The organism is Marinobacter sp. NP-4(2019), assembly GCF_003994855.1.
Classification (GTDB): Bacteria; Pseudomonadota; Gammaproteobacteria; order Pseudomonadales; family Oleiphilaceae; genus Marinobacter.
The window spans coordinates 112,156-129,288 of record NZ_CP034142.1 but is presented as its reverse complement, the minus strand read 5'-3'; the positions used below and the strand labels follow the sequence as shown (position 1 = coordinate 129,288).

General features: G+C 60.5%; 13 protein-coding genes. 6 read left to right on the top strand and 7 right to left on the bottom strand.

Annotated elements, in window-relative coordinates:
* Nucleotides 1-110: 110 nt before the first annotated feature.
* The 3 genes from EHN06_RS00525 to EHN06_RS00515 all read right to left on the bottom strand — a co-directional run bounded on the left by EHN06_RS00525 (nt 111) and on the right by EHN06_RS00515 (nt 5,070).
* Nucleotides 111-1,163, bottom strand: a complete 1,053-nt coding sequence (locus tag EHN06_RS00525; RefSeq protein ID WP_127329194.1) for a TRAP transporter substrate-binding protein — start codon at nt 1,161-1,163, stop codon at nt 111-113.
* 327 nt (nt 1,164-1,490) lie between these two features.
* Nucleotides 1,491-2,903 carry a sigma-54 interaction domain-containing protein gene (locus EHN06_RS00520; RefSeq protein WP_127334290.1) on the bottom strand — a complete coding sequence of 471 codons (1,413 nt, stop codon included), beginning with the start codon at nt 2,901-2,903 and terminating at the stop codon, nt 1,491-1,493.
* Between the two features lie 55 nt (nt 2,904-2,958).
* On the bottom strand, nt 2,959-5,070 hold the full coding sequence (locus EHN06_RS00515) for a 3-hydroxybutyrate oligomer hydrolase family protein (protein ID WP_127329192.1): 2,112 nt from the start codon (nt 5,068-5,070) through the stop codon (nt 2,959-2,961).
* A 374-nt stretch (nt 5,071-5,444) separates the two neighbouring features.
* Between EHN06_RS00515 and EHN06_RS00510 the strand changes: the two genes are divergently transcribed.
* Entirely contained in the window at nt 5,445-6,350 is a 906-nt protein-coding gene (locus EHN06_RS00510; protein WP_228257369.1) for an alpha/beta hydrolase, read from the top strand.
* Here the strand turns inward: EHN06_RS00510 and EHN06_RS00505 are convergent.
* Entirely contained in the window at nt 6,347-6,709 is a 363-nt protein-coding gene (locus EHN06_RS00505) for a DUF6164 family protein (RefSeq protein ID WP_127329190.1), read from the bottom strand. The genes EHN06_RS00510 and EHN06_RS00505 overlap by 4 nt on opposite strands.
* An 83-nt stretch (nt 6,710-6,792) precedes the next feature.
* Here EHN06_RS00505 and EHN06_RS00500 point away from each other — a divergent pair, with 83 nt between their 5' ends.
* The 4 genes from EHN06_RS00500 to EHN06_RS00485 are packed head-to-tail and all read left to right on the top strand — an operon-like array spanning nt 6,793 to nt 11,289.
* Complete coding sequence (locus EHN06_RS00500; protein ID WP_127329188.1) at nt 6,793-8,196, top strand: DUF2868 domain-containing protein; 1,404 nt, start codon at nt 6,793-6,795, stop codon at nt 8,194-8,196.
* Nucleotides 8,197-8,198: 2 nt separating this feature from the next.
* Entirely contained in the window at nt 8,199-9,629 is a 1,431-nt protein-coding gene (locus tag EHN06_RS00495) for a GTPase/DUF3482 domain-containing protein (RefSeq protein WP_127329186.1), read from the top strand.
* A 50-nt stretch (nt 9,630-9,679) separates the two neighbouring features.
* Entirely contained in the window at nt 9,680-10,075 is a 396-nt protein-coding gene (locus EHN06_RS00490; protein WP_127329184.1) for an ectoine synthase, read from the top strand.
* An 11-nt stretch (nt 10,076-10,086) separates the two neighbouring features.
* Nucleotides 10,087-11,289, top strand: a complete 1,203-nt coding sequence (locus tag EHN06_RS00485) for a CynX/NimT family MFS transporter (protein ID WP_127329182.1) — start codon at nt 10,087-10,089, stop codon at nt 11,287-11,289.
* A gap of 139 nt (nt 11,290-11,428) precedes the next feature.
* Here the strand turns inward: EHN06_RS00485 and EHN06_RS00480 are convergent, their stop codons facing one another.
* Together EHN06_RS00480 and EHN06_RS00475 are read right to left on the bottom strand one after the other, a co-directional pair.
* Complete coding sequence (locus EHN06_RS00480; protein WP_127329180.1) at nt 11,429-12,604, bottom strand: type III PLP-dependent enzyme; 1,176 nt, start codon at nt 12,602-12,604, stop codon at nt 11,429-11,431.
* A 159-nt stretch (nt 12,605-12,763) separates the two neighbouring features.
* Nucleotides 12,764-13,582, bottom strand: coding sequence for an ATP-grasp domain-containing protein (locus EHN06_RS00475; RefSeq protein WP_127329178.1), 819 nt, complete (start codon nt 13,580-13,582; stop codon nt 12,764-12,766).
* Between the two features lie 137 nt (nt 13,583-13,719).
* Here EHN06_RS00475 and EHN06_RS00470 point away from each other — a divergent pair, with 137 nt between their 5' ends.
* Complete coding sequence (locus EHN06_RS00470; protein ID WP_127329176.1) at nt 13,720-14,571, top strand: translation initiation factor eIF-2B; 852 nt, start codon at nt 13,720-13,722, stop codon at nt 14,569-14,571.
* Here EHN06_RS00470 and hrpB read toward each other — a convergent pair.
* Nucleotides 14,525-17,002 carry an ATP-dependent helicase HrpB gene (gene hrpB, locus EHN06_RS00465; RefSeq protein ID WP_127329174.1) on the bottom strand — a complete coding sequence of 826 codons (2,478 nt, stop codon included), beginning with the start codon at nt 17,000-17,002 and terminating at the stop codon, nt 14,525-14,527. The genes EHN06_RS00470 and hrpB overlap by 47 nt on opposite strands.
* Nucleotides 17,003-17,133: the final 131 nt, after the last annotated feature.

The following is a 17,133-nucleotide window of genomic DNA, read 5'->3' as shown; positions in this document are numbered from 1 at the left end:
CCTCGTTCAGAAAGCCTGCCTTGAAACAAGGATGGCCCCGCAGGGCCATCCAGACTTGGTCAGAGACCACCGGAATTCTCCTTCCGGTGTCCCAGGGTCAGCCCCGAACCTTACAGGTCCGCCGGGACATAGGCGCGCGTATCCCAGACTTTGTAGGTTTCCATGAACTCACTCTGGCTTTCATAGACGCGCTTGAAATCGGCATCCTTGGAGGCTTCCTCTTCCAGCACTTCCTCGGTGACCGCTTTCAGCTCTTCCAGAACCTCGCGGGGGATCTGGTCAGCCTGGACCCCCTTCTCCTGGAAGCCCGCCAGAACCTTACCGTTCTTGTATTCACCCTCAGCCAAGCCACGGGTGGTTGCCGCGGTGCACGAGGCTTCTACCAGGGCTTTCTGCGCCTTGGTAGCCTTGTTCCACTCATCCTTGTTGATCAGCATGTACTGGGCGGTAAACTGCTGGTGCCAGCCCGGGAACAGGTTGTATTTGACCACTTGGTCAAAACCAAGGATCTGATCGATGGCGGGCATGGAGAATTCGGTGGCATCGATGGTGCCTTTTTCCAGGGCCTGGTATAGCTCACCACCCGGCATCATGGTGACGGAGGCACCCAGCTTCTCCAGTACCTTGCCACCCAGACCAGCAAAGCGGATCTTCATCCCCTTGTAGTCATCCAGGGATTCAATCTTGTTCGAGTACCAGCCGGCAGTCTCAGGTCCGATAATGCCGCACAACTGGGCATGAACCTTGAAGCCCTTGTTGTCGTAGACTTCCTGCAGCATTTCGTGGCCACCACCGTAGTAGTACCAGCCAATATAGGCCCAGGGCTTCATGCCAAAAGGCACAGCCGCAAACAGGGGAATGGCAGGTACCTTGCCCTGGTCGTAGCCGATCCAGGTATAGCCGGCGGATACCTTACCGTCGGAAACAGACTGAAGAATATCGAAAGGGGGCACCAGCTTGCCCGGCTCGTATACACGGACCTGAATACTGCCATCAGAAGCAGTGGTCAGGTTGTCGGCGACCCAGGCTGCGGGAGAACCGAGGCCTGGCAGATTGGTGGCGAAGGCAACAGGCATTTTCCAGCGAAGGTCGTCCGCGAACGCCGACCCTGTGGACAGGGCGATCGCACCGGTAATCCCGGCGAGAGCCTTGAAGAGTTTCATTGGCAAGTCTCCTAGCATTGTTGTTTTATCCGGCCGCCGGTTCTTGACTGACGGTCCTAGTCTGAGTGTAGTCAGACATCGCAGAAAACGAGACAGACAATACAAATTATGGGTCCAACGTTGAGCGCCAGTCTTGTTTTCCGCGTTGTTCTGACGTCCTGCGTCAGGGATTTAGCATGTGCCGTGCCAGACCAGTAAAAATCATTAAAATCATAAATATAGAAGATTTATTACAAAGGAAGGGAATGCCGAATCGTCCGGCAATCAGGACACATTAATACCTATGTCGTAAGCAGTTGTCCTGATCTTCGAACAACTGTCCTGAAATCAGGACATTCGGGCAAGCTTTTCGTACAGAACGGAACGGGAGATGCCCAGAAGCTTGGCAGCCCGGGTCCGGTTGCCCCGGCAGGCCACCAGCGCCGACTCAATCGCTTGAGCTTCGGCCTCCGCCATCACCTGGGCCAGCGGTCTGACCGGTCGGGGAGACAGGGATGACTGTGGACGTGACCCGTTACGGGGAAGCACCTTGAAGATGGCATCGGCATCCAGGAGTCCGTTGTCTTCACCCATGGTGAGCGCACGCTCCAGCACGTTTCTCAATTCACGAATATTGCCCGGCCAGTCGTAACCTCCCAGTGCCGAAACCGCGGCATCGGTAATCTCACCGCGTATTTCCAGGCCATCACAGATATCTTCGAGCAAGGCTTCGCACAGTACACCCAGGTCCGCCAGCCGCTCCCTCAGAGGCGGAATCGGAATTTCCAGAACATTGAGCCGATAATACAGGTCGGAGCGGAAGCTGCCTTCCGCCATCATGGTTTCCAGGTTGCGACTGGTGGCCGCGATGACACGGACATCCACTGACACCACCTTGTTGGAACCCAGGGGTTCGATCTCGCCTTCCTGGAGGGCCCGCAACAGCTTGGCCTGCAATGGCAGTGGCATATCGCCCACTTCATCCAGGAACAGGGTACCGCCGTTGGCGAGCTGGAACTTGCCATCACGGGTACGGCGGTCGGCGCCGGTGTAGGCGCCGGGGGCCACACCAAAGAACTCCGCTTCCAGCAGGTTGTCTGGAATGGCCGCCACGTTGACCCCCACAAAGGGCTTATCCGCGCGCCCGGAGACCGTATGAATAGCCTGCGCCAGCACCTCCTTGCCGGTTCCCGTCTCGCCCAACAGCAACACCGGCATGTCGCGACCGGCGGCCAGCCGGGCACGGCGTTTGACCTCCAGGGACGCCGGGCTGGCACCAACGAAGTCGCCAAGACTGTAGCGGGTGCCCCGGGTCTTTTTTGCCAACGCCTTGCGAGCGGCAGCCAGGTCCTGGTGCAAACGCCGGAACTTGCTGACCAGAGGGGTCAGCGGCTGCAGGTCGTCATAGAGGACAAAGGCCACCGCGCCAACAATCTCACCGTCTTCATCAAAAAACGGCAGGCGGCTGACCACAAACTGCTGGTTCTGGTGCTCCATGATGTCCAGCAACAGTGGTTTGCCGGTTTCCACCACTTCCGGCATACGGGTGTGCGGGATCACGTCCCGCACGAACCGGCCAATCACCGACGATGGGGACTTGAATCCCAGCAAATCGGAATAACTGGCGTTAATCCAGGTAATCCGGTTGTCACGCCCCACCGCGATTGCCCCCGCGCTGGCCTCCTCGAACATCGGGATAAGGGCTTCGATGAGTTCTCGAGTCAGGCCATTCTTTTTATTGTGGGCAAATAGCTGTGTCATGTACCGGTTACCGCCAGAGAGATTGTCTTGCATGGTACAAAACCTGGGCGGCCCGTCAATCAGGGATATTCAGCTGGTTATCAGCAAACACGATCAAATCACTCTCCGGTGGCTGATCCTGGATATCCGGCACGTTGGCTTCCGATAACGCCGTGGCTATATCACCCCGCGGCACCGTTCGCACAACCTGGCTCGGGGGCAGAGGACGGCCGTGGGTCAGGTGCTCATAGACCAGATCCAGCGCCTGGAAGTAGTAATGGTGCAAGGGGACATAACGCTCCGCCACGCCCGGAAAACCATTCAGCACATCCAGATGATGGGCGTTGAGAATTTCGTAATAACGCAGCCCGGAACCATTCCCCTCAACCATCCGGTTCAGGGCCAGGTAGGGCCGGGAGGTGTGGTTGATTGGCAGGATCGCGTCGGCACGACCGGTGACGAAGACGGCCGGTTTGCCCTGCAGGTCGCCACTGGCACGAATGGCTTCAATACCCTGATCGATGGCGGCAGCGAGAGCCGCGGCGTCGTTTGCCAGGGGATTACCCGTTGCGACATCGACACCCTCCGCAAGGCTGCGCAAACACAACAGCGCGTCCAGGCCATAGTCCTGCTGACCGGTACTGACCGAGGCACTCATGGCCAGATGGGTGGGCTGACCCAGGGCATTGTCATTCACCACATTCACTCCGGCACTCGGCGGAATGCCGTTGCTGGCCGAGAACAGGGCGGCTTCCTGGGCCGGCGCCAACGGAACCACCGCACCGGCCCCGTCCGTCGCCGCCAGACTCAAACCGCAAACCCGATCCTCGACACCGGCCAGGCCATAGGCATTGGCGTAGGTCATCGAGATACCCTGTGCCACCGAAAGGCCGAAATGCACCGGCGCCAGCAGGTTCTGCTCGGGCTGGATGCCAAAGTCTTCGTTCAGGATCCGCAGGGCATCGGTGGCACGTTCATCGGTGGTAACACCGGACACCAGCCCCTTGCTGGCCAGCGAATCGCAGATGTTTCCGCCAATGGCCGGCGGGTTAAACACCGAGTTAAACGGTGCCACATCGCGGATGGCCGGTGCCTGGTTGGCACAGCCCTGATACACCGCCAACGCCGTGGTGTAATCCAGCAGGCTACGGCTGTGTCCGGAGATGACCGGGCCATCCCCCTGACGGATGGTGAACGAAGTATTCACCCGCGGGTTGACGTTGGGTTCGGAAACCGCAACACCGTCGATCAGCCCCTGGTCGTCCTGCTCAGCCGCCCGCACCGACGCACCACCGCCATTGGACACGCTTGAGGCAATCACCAGGGTGTTTCTGGGCTTGATGGTGATCAATCGCTCACCATTACCGAGTTCACGACCGAACGTCTCATTCAGCACATAGAAGCCAAACTCGATCGACTGCAGCACATGAGTTCCCCAGTCGGCTTCCGGGTTCACTCCGGAGTGGGCATGCTTATAGGCAAACCGGTCCGGCCACTGGCTGTTAAAGTCCGCCCGCGCGGCATCATCCAGACCGGCCCGGAACAGCACCGGCTCGTCGTCAGCGGTGGTAAGGGTACCGTCGACTCTCTGGGTGCTGTTGGTCACCAGGTTGTGGGCTCCGGTTCCGGTGCCCTTGTCGGTATAGACCACGGCACAGCCTTTTTTCAGGCCCCATTCGCCGGCGGTACCAATTGCGCCGTACACACCCCGGGAACCGGAAGAAGGCGCTGTCACCATGCAGGGTTGACGGGGTTCGAAACTGTCCGGCACCTGGACCATCACGGTCACCGGCACATCATGGCCAGGTACCACCATCAACGCGATGGACTCCTCACCGGCAATCATACCGTTTCCGTCAACTCCGACAGCGGGCCCAAAGAACGTGCCATAACCGCCGCCCGGCGCGGTGTCCACCAGCGCGCGGTAGTTATTGTAGATCGCCAGCCGTCGCAGTTCCCGGGGGGTCGGGTTGAGGGCATCATCAAAGGCCGGCGGGGTTGGACTGGCCAGACCGTCGCCACCAAGGCCAGCTGTCAGCAGATCGTCGGTCACGCCGTCATACGATGTTTGCCAGACTTCACTGGAGATAAAATCGGGTAACTCGTTGAACGGAGGCTTGCCCTCATTGCCAGCGGCGAACGCAGCCCCGGTTGCACCGATCAGGGTACATAGCAGCAATCGTCTCATGATTCGTTCCTTGTTTGTTGTTGTTAACGATCAGGCCGACTTCAGGCTCTCTGGCCTGACAAGCTGTTATGCGGATGCTGTGCCAACTCACCAACACATTGAAAATGCTGGATATTTACTAACCCAAAGAGAAACTTATCGGGAATTATCCGGGTTTTCGGACACTCACGGGTCAGCAATAATGCTCTGAAGGCCTGAAAACAGGCCATTAGCGTCAGTGTCCGGATATTCAGACACCGTCCGGAAATTCAAACAAGCGCCGCCAGTGAGACCGGCAACATCGATCAAAACCACTGATCTGGCTTCATCCAATCTTTATTGTGCGCCGTAAATCGTCCAAGACTAACCTGGACCCACCCCCTCGGGAGCTAATAATGTCCATCCCATTCCGTCACCGGGTAACCATCATGCTGTTGATGCTGAGCAGCCTTTGGGGCTGTGCCACTCACTCCAGTGCACCGGATTCCTTGCCGGATCACCCACGCACCGATTTCCGAGTGCTCACCAATATTGCCTATACCCCCGAGGAATGGCCGCAAACGCTCTACGCCGACCTCTACCTTCCTGACACCAACGGCAAACGTGCCACAGTGTTACTGGTGCACGGCGGCGGATGGGAAAGACGTTCCCGCAAGGATATGGCGTGGATTGCCAGGGAGCTGGCCAGTCGGGGATTCGCGGTGATGAACGTCGATTATCGCTTTGCGCCGGAGTATACGTTCCCCGCACAGCTTCACGACGTACAGATGGCTATGCGCTGGCTTCACACACACGGTAGCGAATACAGACTGGACCGCTCCGCCATCAGCGCCTTTGGCTTCTCATCCGGCGCTCATCTGGTGGCCCTGATGGCACTGGTAGCCAGCTCCGACAGTCCGCTGAATGCTCCGTATGGCGGCAACCAGACCTGCCCCACAGCCGTCGTCGCCGGCGGAATTCCTTCGGATTTAGAAGCGTTTGAATCTGGCAGATTGATCAGGCAGTTTCTCGGAGGAGAACAGCAAGAGATTCCGGATATCTACCGCCAGGCATCACCGGTGACCCATGTCACTCCGTCCGCGCCGCCATTCTTTCTGTTCCATGGCGGCATGGATATGCTGGTGCCGTTCGCTCAGGCACAACGCCTGCAGCAGGCGCTGAGCGCAAGCGGTGTGGACAATGAACTCTATCGGATGCACCTTCGTGGCCACCTGACCAGTTTCCTGACTGCAGGATCAGCTGTGGATAAGGCGGCAGATTTCCTGCGCCGACACAGTCGGTCATCGGCCGATGGATCCTAGCCGATTTTAACGAAGGGCAGCAGACTGAGAGCGGCAATGACAACAATGGCCAGACAGGCCGCCAGTGTCTTAACGGGTTTTTGCCGCAACCGGAACCAGAATCCGCCAACACGACCCGCGGCAAGTTCGTGCTCGTATTCCGACCGCTGTCGCGCCCGGCGCTGGTGTTGATACTCTTCCAGCAATGCCCGCGCCCGGGCGGCTTCATCATCGTCATGAACCCAGAAGCCGCCCATACTGATCCCCCAGCGGCTGGGTGGGGTTTCGTAGTAGCGAACGTCATGGGAGTCGAACAATTCGCGGATTTCATCCGCCTCGTCATCGGGTACGTGGCGCAGATTCATCAGGTGGTGGGGCATGGTATGTCTGGTATCGGTGGCCGGAATCCCTATATCCTAACATTCAAAGGGATGCCCTACCGAACTTGCCACCGGGACGTTGAATGACCGATACCGCCATCCGCCTGCTGCTGGAATTTGACGATCAAGTACGCCGTGACCGTGAGCAGCCTCCGACTTTTCTGCACCGTCGAGATCGGAAATACGCCATGGATTGCCACAAGCGCGGTATTACACCATCCCCACGACACTGGCTGGCTCATCTGGCCCGTTTAAGCGGGCAGGCAGGTAAATCCAGCGCCGACGCGGCCCTCGGAACCTGGCGACATATCATGATGGGCTTTATCCTGGCTGGCTCTGCCTTTGGCGTTGTTACCATGCTCGGTCTGTTGTTCTATGAGGGCGGGCAGCGCATAAATGTCACCGTAATCCTGGCCGTTGCCTTTCTCCAGCTTCTGCTGGCAGGTGTGACCACACTCCAGGCCTTTGCCGGATGGCAGCCCTGGCGTCCCCTGCTGACCCGGTTTTCCGACCAGAGATCGAATGCGGTGCTGCGTAAGCTTCAACCACAACTCATGGCGCGGGCTGCCCATGTTGGAGGCCTGGCATTCGGTACCTGCGGTTTGCTGACATTGCTGGTGATGGTGGTGGTTCAAGACCTGGCGTTTGGCTGGAGCACCACGCTCAATACCGACAGCCACCGGTTCCTCGGCCTTGTACAGGCCATTTCTGCCCCCTGGCATTGGCTCTGGCCCACCGCGGTGCCCGACGCCAGTCTGGTGGAGACCACCCGCTTCTTCCGTGCCCAGGCAGGCGCTATCACCCTCAATCCGGCACGACTGGGTGACTGGTGGCCGTTCGTCGCCATGGTGTGGGCATTCTATGTCCTGCTGCCGCGACTGGTACTGGCGATCATCGCCGATGGCCACCTGCGATTCAGGGCCAGCCGGCTGCTTAAACGGCACCCCGGGCTGACCGCATGGCAGTACCGGATGGAAACACCGGCACTGGAAACCGGCAACGCCCATAACGATGCCGAGCATCAGCCGGACACCTCAACAAACAGTCAGCTGAAGCCGCTCCCCGAAAGTGACACCGTTATCTGCTGGGCCGGCGCCGGAGAACCGGAGCTTCCGGATGCCCTCAATGGACCCGACACCCTGGTGCTCCGGGCCGGTGGCCGGGCCTCGCTCCAGGATGACACGATCACCCTGGCGAAAGCCGCCGATCACCTTGCGCATATCACCCGGCCCGCTGTCATCGTGGTTACCCGCGGCTGGGAGCCGCCCACCGGCGAGCTGCAGGACTTTCTCCAGCACGCCCGCGAACAATGGCCCCGCGCCAGCCATGTGGCGGTGGTTCCGCTGACCACCTCCGGGCTGGACGAGCCGCCCGCGCACCAGTTACAGCAATGGCTACGATTCACCGAACGATTGGGCACCGACTTCGCCTGCGTCAGCCTTCCACCGTTGTTACCGCAGAATCCGTATCACCAGAGGGAGCAGTAGCCATGGATAACGCCCCGGTTTTTGCGGTGGTCGGCCACCCCAACAAAGGCAAGTCCAGCGTGGTGGCGACCCTGTCCCAGAACGACGCCATCGCCATTGCCCTGGAGCCAGGCACCACCCGCCAGCGTCAGGCCTATCCGTTAACCGTGGACGGCAGAACCCTCTACACGCTGGTGGATACCCCGGGGTTCCAGCGTCCTCGGCGGGTCCTGGAATGGCTGGACGCCCATAGCATGTCCGCCTCGGACCGGGCTGAAACCGTCGCCGCTTTCGTAACCCAACACCGGGACGACCCCCGCTTCACGGACGAGTGCGAACTGCTGACACCACTGGTCGAGGGCGCCGGTATCATCTACGTGGTCGACGGTTCGGTGCCCTACAGTGCGGAACACGAAGCGGAAATGACCATCCTGCGCTGGACCGGTCGCCCCAGCCTGGCCTTGATTAACAGCATTGGCCCGGACGATTACAGCAGTGCCTGGCAGGCGGCACTTGGCCAGTTCTTTCAGGTTGTCCGCAAGTTTGACGCTGTTCGCGCGCATTTTGACCAACATCTCAGCCTGTTGCGGGCATTCGGCCAACTGGAGCCCACCTGGGAGTCGCCCCTGGAGCAGGCCACCGGTTTTCTCGCAGACCAGCGCAGGCAGCGGAAAATCCAGGCCGCCCGGCTGATTGCCAAAGCCCTGGAAGACATGATGTCGTATCAGGAAAAACGCACCCTGACGACCAATCAGGCCACGGAGACCAGCGAACAGGCCCTGGCGGAAACGCTCAGGCGCAGTTGGTACCAGCACCAGCGTCGACGTGAACAGACCCTGCGGGTCTCCGTTGAACACCTGTACCAGCACAAACGGATTCAGCGTCAGGAGGCAGAACTGGAATGGCACAGCGACCACGACCTGTTCAGTGAAGACAGCCGTCGTGCCTGGGCTGTCAGCCGGCGTTACCTGGCCACCGCGGGCTTTGGTGCGGGCGCCGTTGGTGGTGCCGGCATCGACGCGCTGACCTTTGGTTCATCGCTGGGCACCGGTGCCCTGGTGGGCGGGATTCTGGGCGCCGCCGGCAGTTATTTCTATGGCGATCGGCTGGCACTGCCGGCGCTGAAAATCGGTGCCCTCCGGGACGGGCTGAAAACCGCCACCTTCGGCCCTGTACAGGACAGCCAGTTCGGCTATGTTGTATTGGGGCGTGCCGTGGATCACTGGTGGCATATCAGCCACCGCAACCATGCCGGCCGCGATCAGCTTGACCTGGCACCAGCCGATAGTCACTGGCTGGAAAACCTGGACCGGAAAAGCCGCCAGGACATCCAGAAGGCCTTCGACCGGTGCCGTAAACGCAAAACACCCGACGACCGTCAGCGGGTTACATTTGCCGCCGCCATAGAGCAGGCGATGACGGTTTACGACGATTGGAGGTTGAACCGGACCTGACCGGGATGTGTATACTAAAAGACTGCTCCATCAAAAAATGAGGGATAAGTATGAAAATTGTACGAGTTGAGGACATTATCGGCACCGAGCGGGAAGTGACCGGGCCGGGCTGGACGAGTCGCCGCATGCTGCTCAAGAAGGACGGCATGGGATTTTCGTTCCACGAGACCATTATCCCTGCCGGAGCCGAACTGAATCTCTGGTACAAGAACCACCTTGAAGCGGTGTACTGCGTTGCCGGTAACGGCACCATTACCGACAAGGAGACCGGCGAAACCCACGAGATTTCCGACGGGACCCTGTACGCGCTGGACAAGAACGACCCTCATACCCTCCGTGGCGGCACCGAAGACATGCGCCTGATCTGCGCCTTCAACCCGCCCGTTACCGGTCGCGAAGTCCATGACGAAGACGGTGCTTACACCCTGGATACCAGCGATATTTAAGCCCCGCCACCGTGGCTGAACTCTCAGGCACCACCACACCGCCACCGCAGGCAAAGCTGCTTCCGGTGGCGGTGTTGCTTTGGCTCGCCGGTGTCTACCTGCGCATACCGATACTCGTCGCACCACCACTGGCGCCCTTCATCGGTGACGAGCTGGCCCTGTCCCAGGCACTGACCGGTGCCCTGACCACCTTACCGATCCTGATGCTGGCTATCGGCTCCATGCCCGGCTCCCTGGCCATCGCCCGCATCGGCCCGCGCAACACCCTGGCGCTGGCCATGCTGATCATGGTCATCGGTTCCGCCGGGCGTGGCCTGGTGCCGGACACCTTCACGCTGATGATTGCCAGCGCAGTCATGGGCCTTGGCGTCGCCATGATGCAACCGGCCCTGCCCGCCCTGCTGCCACGCTGGCTGGAACCTCACCACCTGGCCCTGGGCTCCGCCATCTACATGAACGGCATGCTGATGGGCGAATTTATTGGCGCCGGCATTACCTTGCCGGTGCTGATGCCGATCCTCGACAACAGCTGGCGCGCCACCATGCTGGCCTGGTCGCTGCCGGCTCTACTGGTCGCCGCTGCCTTGTTCCTGCCCAGGCGGGACCGCGCCCGCCCCGTTCGCAAAATGGCCTGGTTGCCGGACTGGAGCAACCCGCTCACCCTCAGGGTCGGCCTGCTGCTGGGACTCTCCGGCTCCCTGTTCTTCGGACTGAATGCCTATATGGGTAACCTGCTGGAGCAGCAGGGACACTTCGAAAAGCTCTCCGAAGCCCTGTTCTGGTACAACATCGCCCAGGTATTCGCTTCATTGGTCATGCTGAAAATGGCAAAGTACTGGGTAGGACGCCGTTCGTTGATCATCATCATGGCCGCCATCAGCATCATCGGCACCGTGGGCACCATAGCGTTCAGCGGCTGGTGGACCATCGCCAGCGCCACCCTGATGAGCTTCACCGCCGGCATCCTGCTGATCCTGCTGGTTGCCGTGCCGCCGCTGGTCATGCCTTCCGAAGAAACCGGGCGGCTTTCCGCCGGCACCTTCCTGGTGGGTTACACCCTGGCCTTCTCCATACCCATGCTCGGCGGCGTCCTGGCCGACTGGACCGGCGACGTCCGCCACGCGCTGATGGTGATGATCACCTACAGCCTGCTGGTCCTGCCCCTGGCCTTCACTCTGGATCTGAAAAAACAAAAGGGCCAGCCCGAAAGCTGACCCTTACAAAACGACGCCCCCACCATTGGCCGAAAGGCCGTGGGGCGGGGTGTCTTTCCCGCCGGGAAAAAGATGTCTGAGCAAAGCGAGTTATTTTTCCCAGAGGAAAAGACACCCCGCCCCGCGGCCCGACTCCCAACTAGATGTAATAGTCCTTCAGCGGAGGGAAACCATTGAACTCCACAGCGCTGTAGGTCGTCGTATACGCACCGGTAGAGAGCCAGTACATCCGGTCGCCAATAGCCAGATTCAAAGGCAGCGGATACTTGTGATGCTCATACATGATATCCGCACTGTCGCAGGTCGGGCCGGCGATGACACAGTCTTCGCCTTCACCGGATTTTTCGGTCCAGATCGGGAACTTGATGGACTCGTCGAGGGTCTCGATCAGTCCCGAAAACTTACCCACATCCGTATACACCCAGCGGTGCAGGGCGGTCCGTGATTTACGGGAAATCAGCACGACTTCACTGACCAGCACACCGGCATTGGAAATCAGCGAACGGCCCGGCTCAATAATGATCTCCGGCAGGTCGTCACCAAAGTCTTCATGGAGAAAACGGGCGATTTCTTCCGCATATACTTTCAGCTCGTTGGTACGGGTGATGTAGTTGGCCGGGAAACCACCGCCCATGTTGATCATCTTCAGTTCGATGCCGTCTTCTTCCTTCAGGCGCTCGAAAATCACCTTGACCTTACCCAGGGCCGCATCCCATGCGCCGATCTCCCGTTGCTGGGAACCCACGTGGAAAGACACGCCGTAGGGCACCAGGCCCAGGTCGCGGGCCAGGATCAGCAGGTCCATGGCCATGTCGGTCTGGCAACCGAACTTGCGGGACAGGGGCCAGTCCGCCGTCAGAGTGCCTTCGGTCAGAATGCGCACATACACCTTCGAGCCCGGCGCTGCCTTGGCGATGTTGCGCAGGTCCGCCTCGGAATCGGTAGCGAACAGGCGAACGCCCTTCTCGAAGAAGGTGCGGATGTCCCGAGCCTTCTTGATGGTGTTGCCATAGCTGATACGCTCACCGGTCACACCCAGCGCCATGACCTTGTCCAGCTCATAGACCGACGCAATATCAAAGCAAGCCCCCTTGTCACGCAGCATGGTCAAGATCTGCGGGGCCGGGTTGGCCTTAACCGCATAGTAAACTTTGGCGTATGGGAAACCTTCCACCAGTTCGTCGTACTGACGGTCAATGGTGGCGGTATCGATCACCACACACGGGGTTTCCCTGGTATCGGAAAAGGCCTTGATACGGGCAAAGGTCTCGGCATCGTAGTAATCAGCAATGTGGGCGTTGGCGGACTCGGTCATGGATGGTGTTTCCCTCCAGCGGGCAAACAGGCATAAAAAAGGGGCGCTACAGCCTGGCTGCAGCCCCCCGGGATTGGCGCGATCATCGGGCTTTTTCCCTAAGCCGGATATCAGCATATCTACCCATAACCGGACCGCCGGCCCCAGACTTGTATGCCGCTAGACTGCCACTGGCCAGAGCGGTGTCGGATCCGTTGGACCATCGGGATCTTTCGGCTCGGTCTGACAGTGCAAATAGTCGAGTATGGCTTGCTGCAACTCGCTGCCCTGACCCAGACCCTGGTTGCCAAACAACCGGTTGAACTCGAGGACATAGGGATAGCCTTCCACCAGGGCGATGTCGAAACCTGCGTGGTCCACCTCCAGATCCTTCGCCAGACGTAACGCCAGGTCCGTCATCACCGACGGCACCGGGCTGGTGTCGATACGACCGCCCCTGGCAACGTTGTTGTAAAAACCCTGATCCGCCTGGGTTCGCCAATAGGCAGTCAAAACACGGTCGCCGACAACCACCACCCGCGCATCCCGGTCCAGCGGCAGGTATTCCTGGGCATACAGCACATCGGTGCGTTCACAGTAGCGGCGCCAGTCTTCCCGAGTCTCAATCAGCCAGACTCCTTCGCCCATGCTGGCCTTCGGCAGTTTCGCCACAAACGGATGCACCATGGTCTCCCAGACCAGCTCCCGCTCGCGGGGGCCGTTGGCTTCAATCATGGTCCAGGGGGTGTGTTGCGGCGCAACGGCCTGGAAGGCCCGGGTCATTTCCACTTTGTCGTGGCCGATACGATAGCTGGCAATGCTCGGAAACACCCGGCACTTGAGGCCGTATACCAGGGCATTGAGCTGCCAGTACTCCGGAAACAGCACCCAGTCCGCTTCTTTCAGAAGTTCCTTGTGGTGCAGGAACTGCTCCGGCTTGAGAACGGTAGTGTTGGGAAAGCCCAGGGTTCGGAAAATATCAAAGGAAACCAGTTTCATTGAGGGTGGGGACGCGGCTGAGTTGCTCGCATTTTATACAGCCCCCGGGGGTTGGCAAGCTGTTTTTGGCGGGCTCGCGGACAACCGGCTCTTCCGCTGCTACCCTTGAATTGCAAAGGTAAGGGGTAGCAGCAGCCATGCCCGGTTTTGAAGACAGCACCAGGGAGCTACTGAAAAGGCTCCGGGAGGATTACCAGTCTGGAGCCACCGCGCTGGCTCTGGCGACGCTGAAAGATCTGGCCGCGTTTGTGCGGGAGGCCGATCCCGCCCCTGCCGACCTGCTCCCTTTGCTCGACGAACTCCGCAACGCCCGCCCCAGCATGATTGTGATTGGCAATGCCATGGCGAGAGTGGCTTCGCGGTTGGCCGACGGGGACACACCATGGATTGCAGTACATCAGGTGATCCGGGAACTGGAAACTGCCAGCCAGGCTATAGCGCAACATGCCCGTCACCTGATCCCGACCGATGCGGTCATCATGACCCACAGCGCCAGTTCAATGGTGCTGGGACTGTTTCGTTTGCTGGTCCGCGAACAACGCTCATTTTCCGTCATCTGTACCCAGAGCAACCCCGGCCTGGAGGGGCATCGGTTGGCTCGCGCCCTGAACGAGATGGATGTGCCGGTTACACTGATAACCGATGCCCAGATGGCCTTGTTTGTCCCACAGGCGGATGTGGTGATCACCGGTTGCGATACCTGGCTGGCGGATGGACATTTCATCAACAAGAGCGGGACCCGCCTGCTCGCCCTTGCCGCCCGCTCCCACAACAAACCTTTCTGGGTACTGGGGGACAGTTTCCGGCACAGCGATCAAACCAGCGATAACGTTACCCTGGAGGAGATGCCGGCCAGCGAGTTGCACGCGCCAGAAGGTGACTGGATTACGCCCCGGAATATCTATTTCGAGACGATCCCCGAGGCCCTGATCACCGGCAGGGTCAGCGAGCAGGGCGTTTTTTCGTTCCCTGACTCGCCTCGGCAATAAGCGGGTCTTCCGGCCATGGGTGCTTGGGGTAGCGTCCACGCATGTCCTTGCGAACCTCCGGATAGGCGTTCTGCCAGAAACTGGCCAGATCCGCGGTGACCGCCAGGGGGCGCTGGGCCGGGGAAAGCAGGTGGATAACAACGGGGACCCGGCCGCCAGCCACTCGGGGGGTCTCCGTCCACCCGAACAGGGCCTGCAGTTTGGCCGCCAGCACTGGCCCGTTTTCCGTCGTGTAATCTAGCGTCACCGACTGGCCGGTGGGGATGGTCAGGCGCGTTGGTGTCAGTTCCTCCAGTGCCTGCTGTTGCGGATACTCCAGCAGGCTGGCGAGGGCCTGCTTCAGATCAAGCTTCTCCAGATCACGCCAACGGCTCATCCCCGCCAGGAATGGCGCAAGCCAGATTTCCAGGTTATCCAGCAGCCAGCGCTCGCTGACATCGGGCCAGTCGCCGGGAAAACAACGGCCCAGCAGGGCGACCCGGGCGCGCCACTGTTCCGCCGCCGGCGTCCAGTGCAGGCTTTGCAGTCCCTTTTTACGCACCGCTGCCAGCAGGCCCTGTTGCACCAGTTCCGGGGAGGGCGCCGGCAAGGCCGTTTCTTCCAGTACCAGTTGCCCCAGCATTCTGACACGGCGCGCCACCACGGTGCCCCGGCTGTCGTCCCAGACCGCCTCCTCCCGTTCGTGGATGTGGCTGGCCAGGTCCTGCTCCAACATTGCAGGGTCAACCGGCGCGGCCAGGTAGATGGTGGCTTCCCTGGCCTTGCCATCCAGCTCTGCGGTGGCCAGCCACGGATGACGGGCCAGCGGATCATCGTCCCGGAGGGCAGCACCACGGCCATTGCTGAGCTGATAACGCGGAGCATCGCCACGCCGTTTACGGGCCACCCGGTCCGGGTAGGCCAGGGCCAGCAGGCGACCCACCTCGTCATCGGCGGGTAACTGGCGCGGCCGGGCCAGATCACCGGCCAGCCGCGACACCGACTTGCCAATGGCTTTCACTCTGGCAACGTCAACACCATGGCCGGGCCCCTGGCCCCGAAGTATTCGGACCCGTTCCTGCATGTCCGCCCCCGCCGACCGTCCAGCCAAGTCCCGCTCTTCCAGCAACGCCGCCAGTTCCGCCGCGAGGTAGCCATGGCCGATCTGGCGACCGCGAAGGATCATGTGGGCCAGCCGCGGATGAATCCCCATGTCCCGGGCGGCCTTGCCATGCCCGGTAATGGCGCCGGCGTCATCCAGCATATCCAGCCATTGCAGCAGTTCCACCGCCTGCTGCCAGTGCGCCCCGGGCGGGTGGTCGATCCACTCCAGCTGTTCCGGCGAGCGCGCGCCCCACTGGGCCAGTTCCAGTACCAGAGGTGCCAGGTCCGCTTCCTGTATTTCCGGCGGCGTGAAATCCGCCAGACCAAATTGTTCGGATTCACTCCACAGCCGGTAACACACCCCTGGCTCCAGCCGTCCGGCACGCCCCTTGCGCTGTTCGGCGGACGCCTTTGATACCCGTCCGGTTACCAGCCGGGTCATGCCGCTGTTCGGGTCGAACACGGCCCGTCTCTGCTGACCACAGTCAATCACCACCCGAATACCGTCGATGGTCAGGCTGGTCTCGGCAATGGCCGTGGCCAGCACCACTTTGCGTTGACCTTCCGCAGCCGGCGCAATCGCACGGTCCTGCTCTTCGGATTTGAGGTTGCCATACAGCGGGGCGATCACCACATTCTCCGGCACTTGCCCCCGCAACTGCTGCTCCACGCGCCGGATCTCCCCAGCACCGGGCAGAAACACCAGTAGCGATCCGTTCTGATCCCGCAGGGCTTCATGGATAACGGCGGTGACCTGATCGGCGATCCGTCCGTTCCGTGGCAACGGTCGATACAGCACATCAACGTCGAATGCCCGCCCCTCGCTGGTGATCACCGGCACATCCTCCAGGACCCGGGCAATGGGCGCGGTATCCAGCGTCGCTGACATCACCAGCACCCGCAGGTCCTCCCGCAACGCCTGCTGGGACTCCCGCACCAGCGCCAGTCCCAGATCCGCCTGCAGGGACCGTTCATGGAATTCATCGAACAACACAGCGGCGTAGCCCTCCAGCATCGGGTCGTTCTGGATCAGCCGGGTCAGGATGCCCTCGGTCACGACCTCAATGCGGGTTTGAGCCGACACCCGGGTATCCAGCCGCGTGCGATACCCAACGGTCTGCCCCGGTTTTTCCCCGAGCAGGCCAGCCATGAACCGTGCCGCCGACCGTGCCGCCAGCCGCCTTGGTTCCAGCATCAGGATCCTGCGGTCCTCCCGCCACGGGGCTTCCAGCAGGGCCAGGGGCACGCGGGTGGTTTTGCCCGCACCCGGTGGGGCCTGCAACAGGGCGGTGGTGGAGTTCGCCAGGGTTTCGGTCAGCTCTGGGAGGATTTGGTCTATCGGGAGCATGGTTGCGCTTGGTTCAGGACTGTGATGTTTGGGGGAGGGCACGGGGGTGGTTTCTATTTTTGAACGGAAAAGAACTCGCTGCGCTCAGACACCTTTGTCCGCTCAAAAATAGAAACCACCCCCATACCCAA

Coding starts and splice junctions, on each gene's coding strand:
- EHN06_RS00525 (WP_127329194.1), bottom strand. CDS start 1,163: ATGAAACTCTTCAAGGCTCTCGCCGGGATTACCGGTGCGATCGCCCTG.
- EHN06_RS00520 (WP_127334290.1), bottom strand. CDS start 2,903: ATGACACAGCTATTTGCCCACAATAAAAAGAATGGCCTGACTCGAGAA.
- EHN06_RS00515 (WP_127329192.1), bottom strand. CDS start 5,070: ATGAGACGATTGCTGCTATGTACCCTGATCGGTGCAACCGGGGCTGCG.
- EHN06_RS00510 (WP_228257369.1), top strand. CDS start 5,445: ATGTCCATCCCATTCCGTCACCGGGTAACCATCATGCTGTTGATGCTG.
- EHN06_RS00505 (WP_127329190.1), bottom strand. CDS start 6,709: ATGCCCCACCACCTGATGAATCTGCGCCACGTACCCGATGACGAGGCG.
- EHN06_RS00500 (WP_127329188.1), top strand. CDS start 6,793: ATGACCGATACCGCCATCCGCCTGCTGCTGGAATTTGACGATCAAGTA.
- EHN06_RS00495 (WP_127329186.1), top strand. CDS start 8,199: ATGGATAACGCCCCGGTTTTTGCGGTGGTCGGCCACCCCAACAAAGGC.
- EHN06_RS00490 (WP_127329184.1), top strand. CDS start 9,680: ATGAAAATTGTACGAGTTGAGGACATTATCGGCACCGAGCGGGAAGTG.
- EHN06_RS00480 (WP_127329180.1), bottom strand. CDS start 12,604: ATGACCGAGTCCGCCAACGCCCACATTGCTGATTACTACGATGCCGAG.
- EHN06_RS00475 (WP_127329178.1), bottom strand. CDS start 13,582: ATGAAACTGGTTTCCTTTGATATTTTCCGAACCCTGGGCTTTCCCAAC.
- EHN06_RS00470 (WP_127329176.1), top strand. CDS start 13,720: ATGCCCGGTTTTGAAGACAGCACCAGGGAGCTACTGAAAAGGCTCCGG.
- hrpB (WP_127329174.1), bottom strand. CDS start 17,002: ATGCTCCCGATAGACCAAATCCTCCCAGAGCTGACCGAAACCCTGGCG.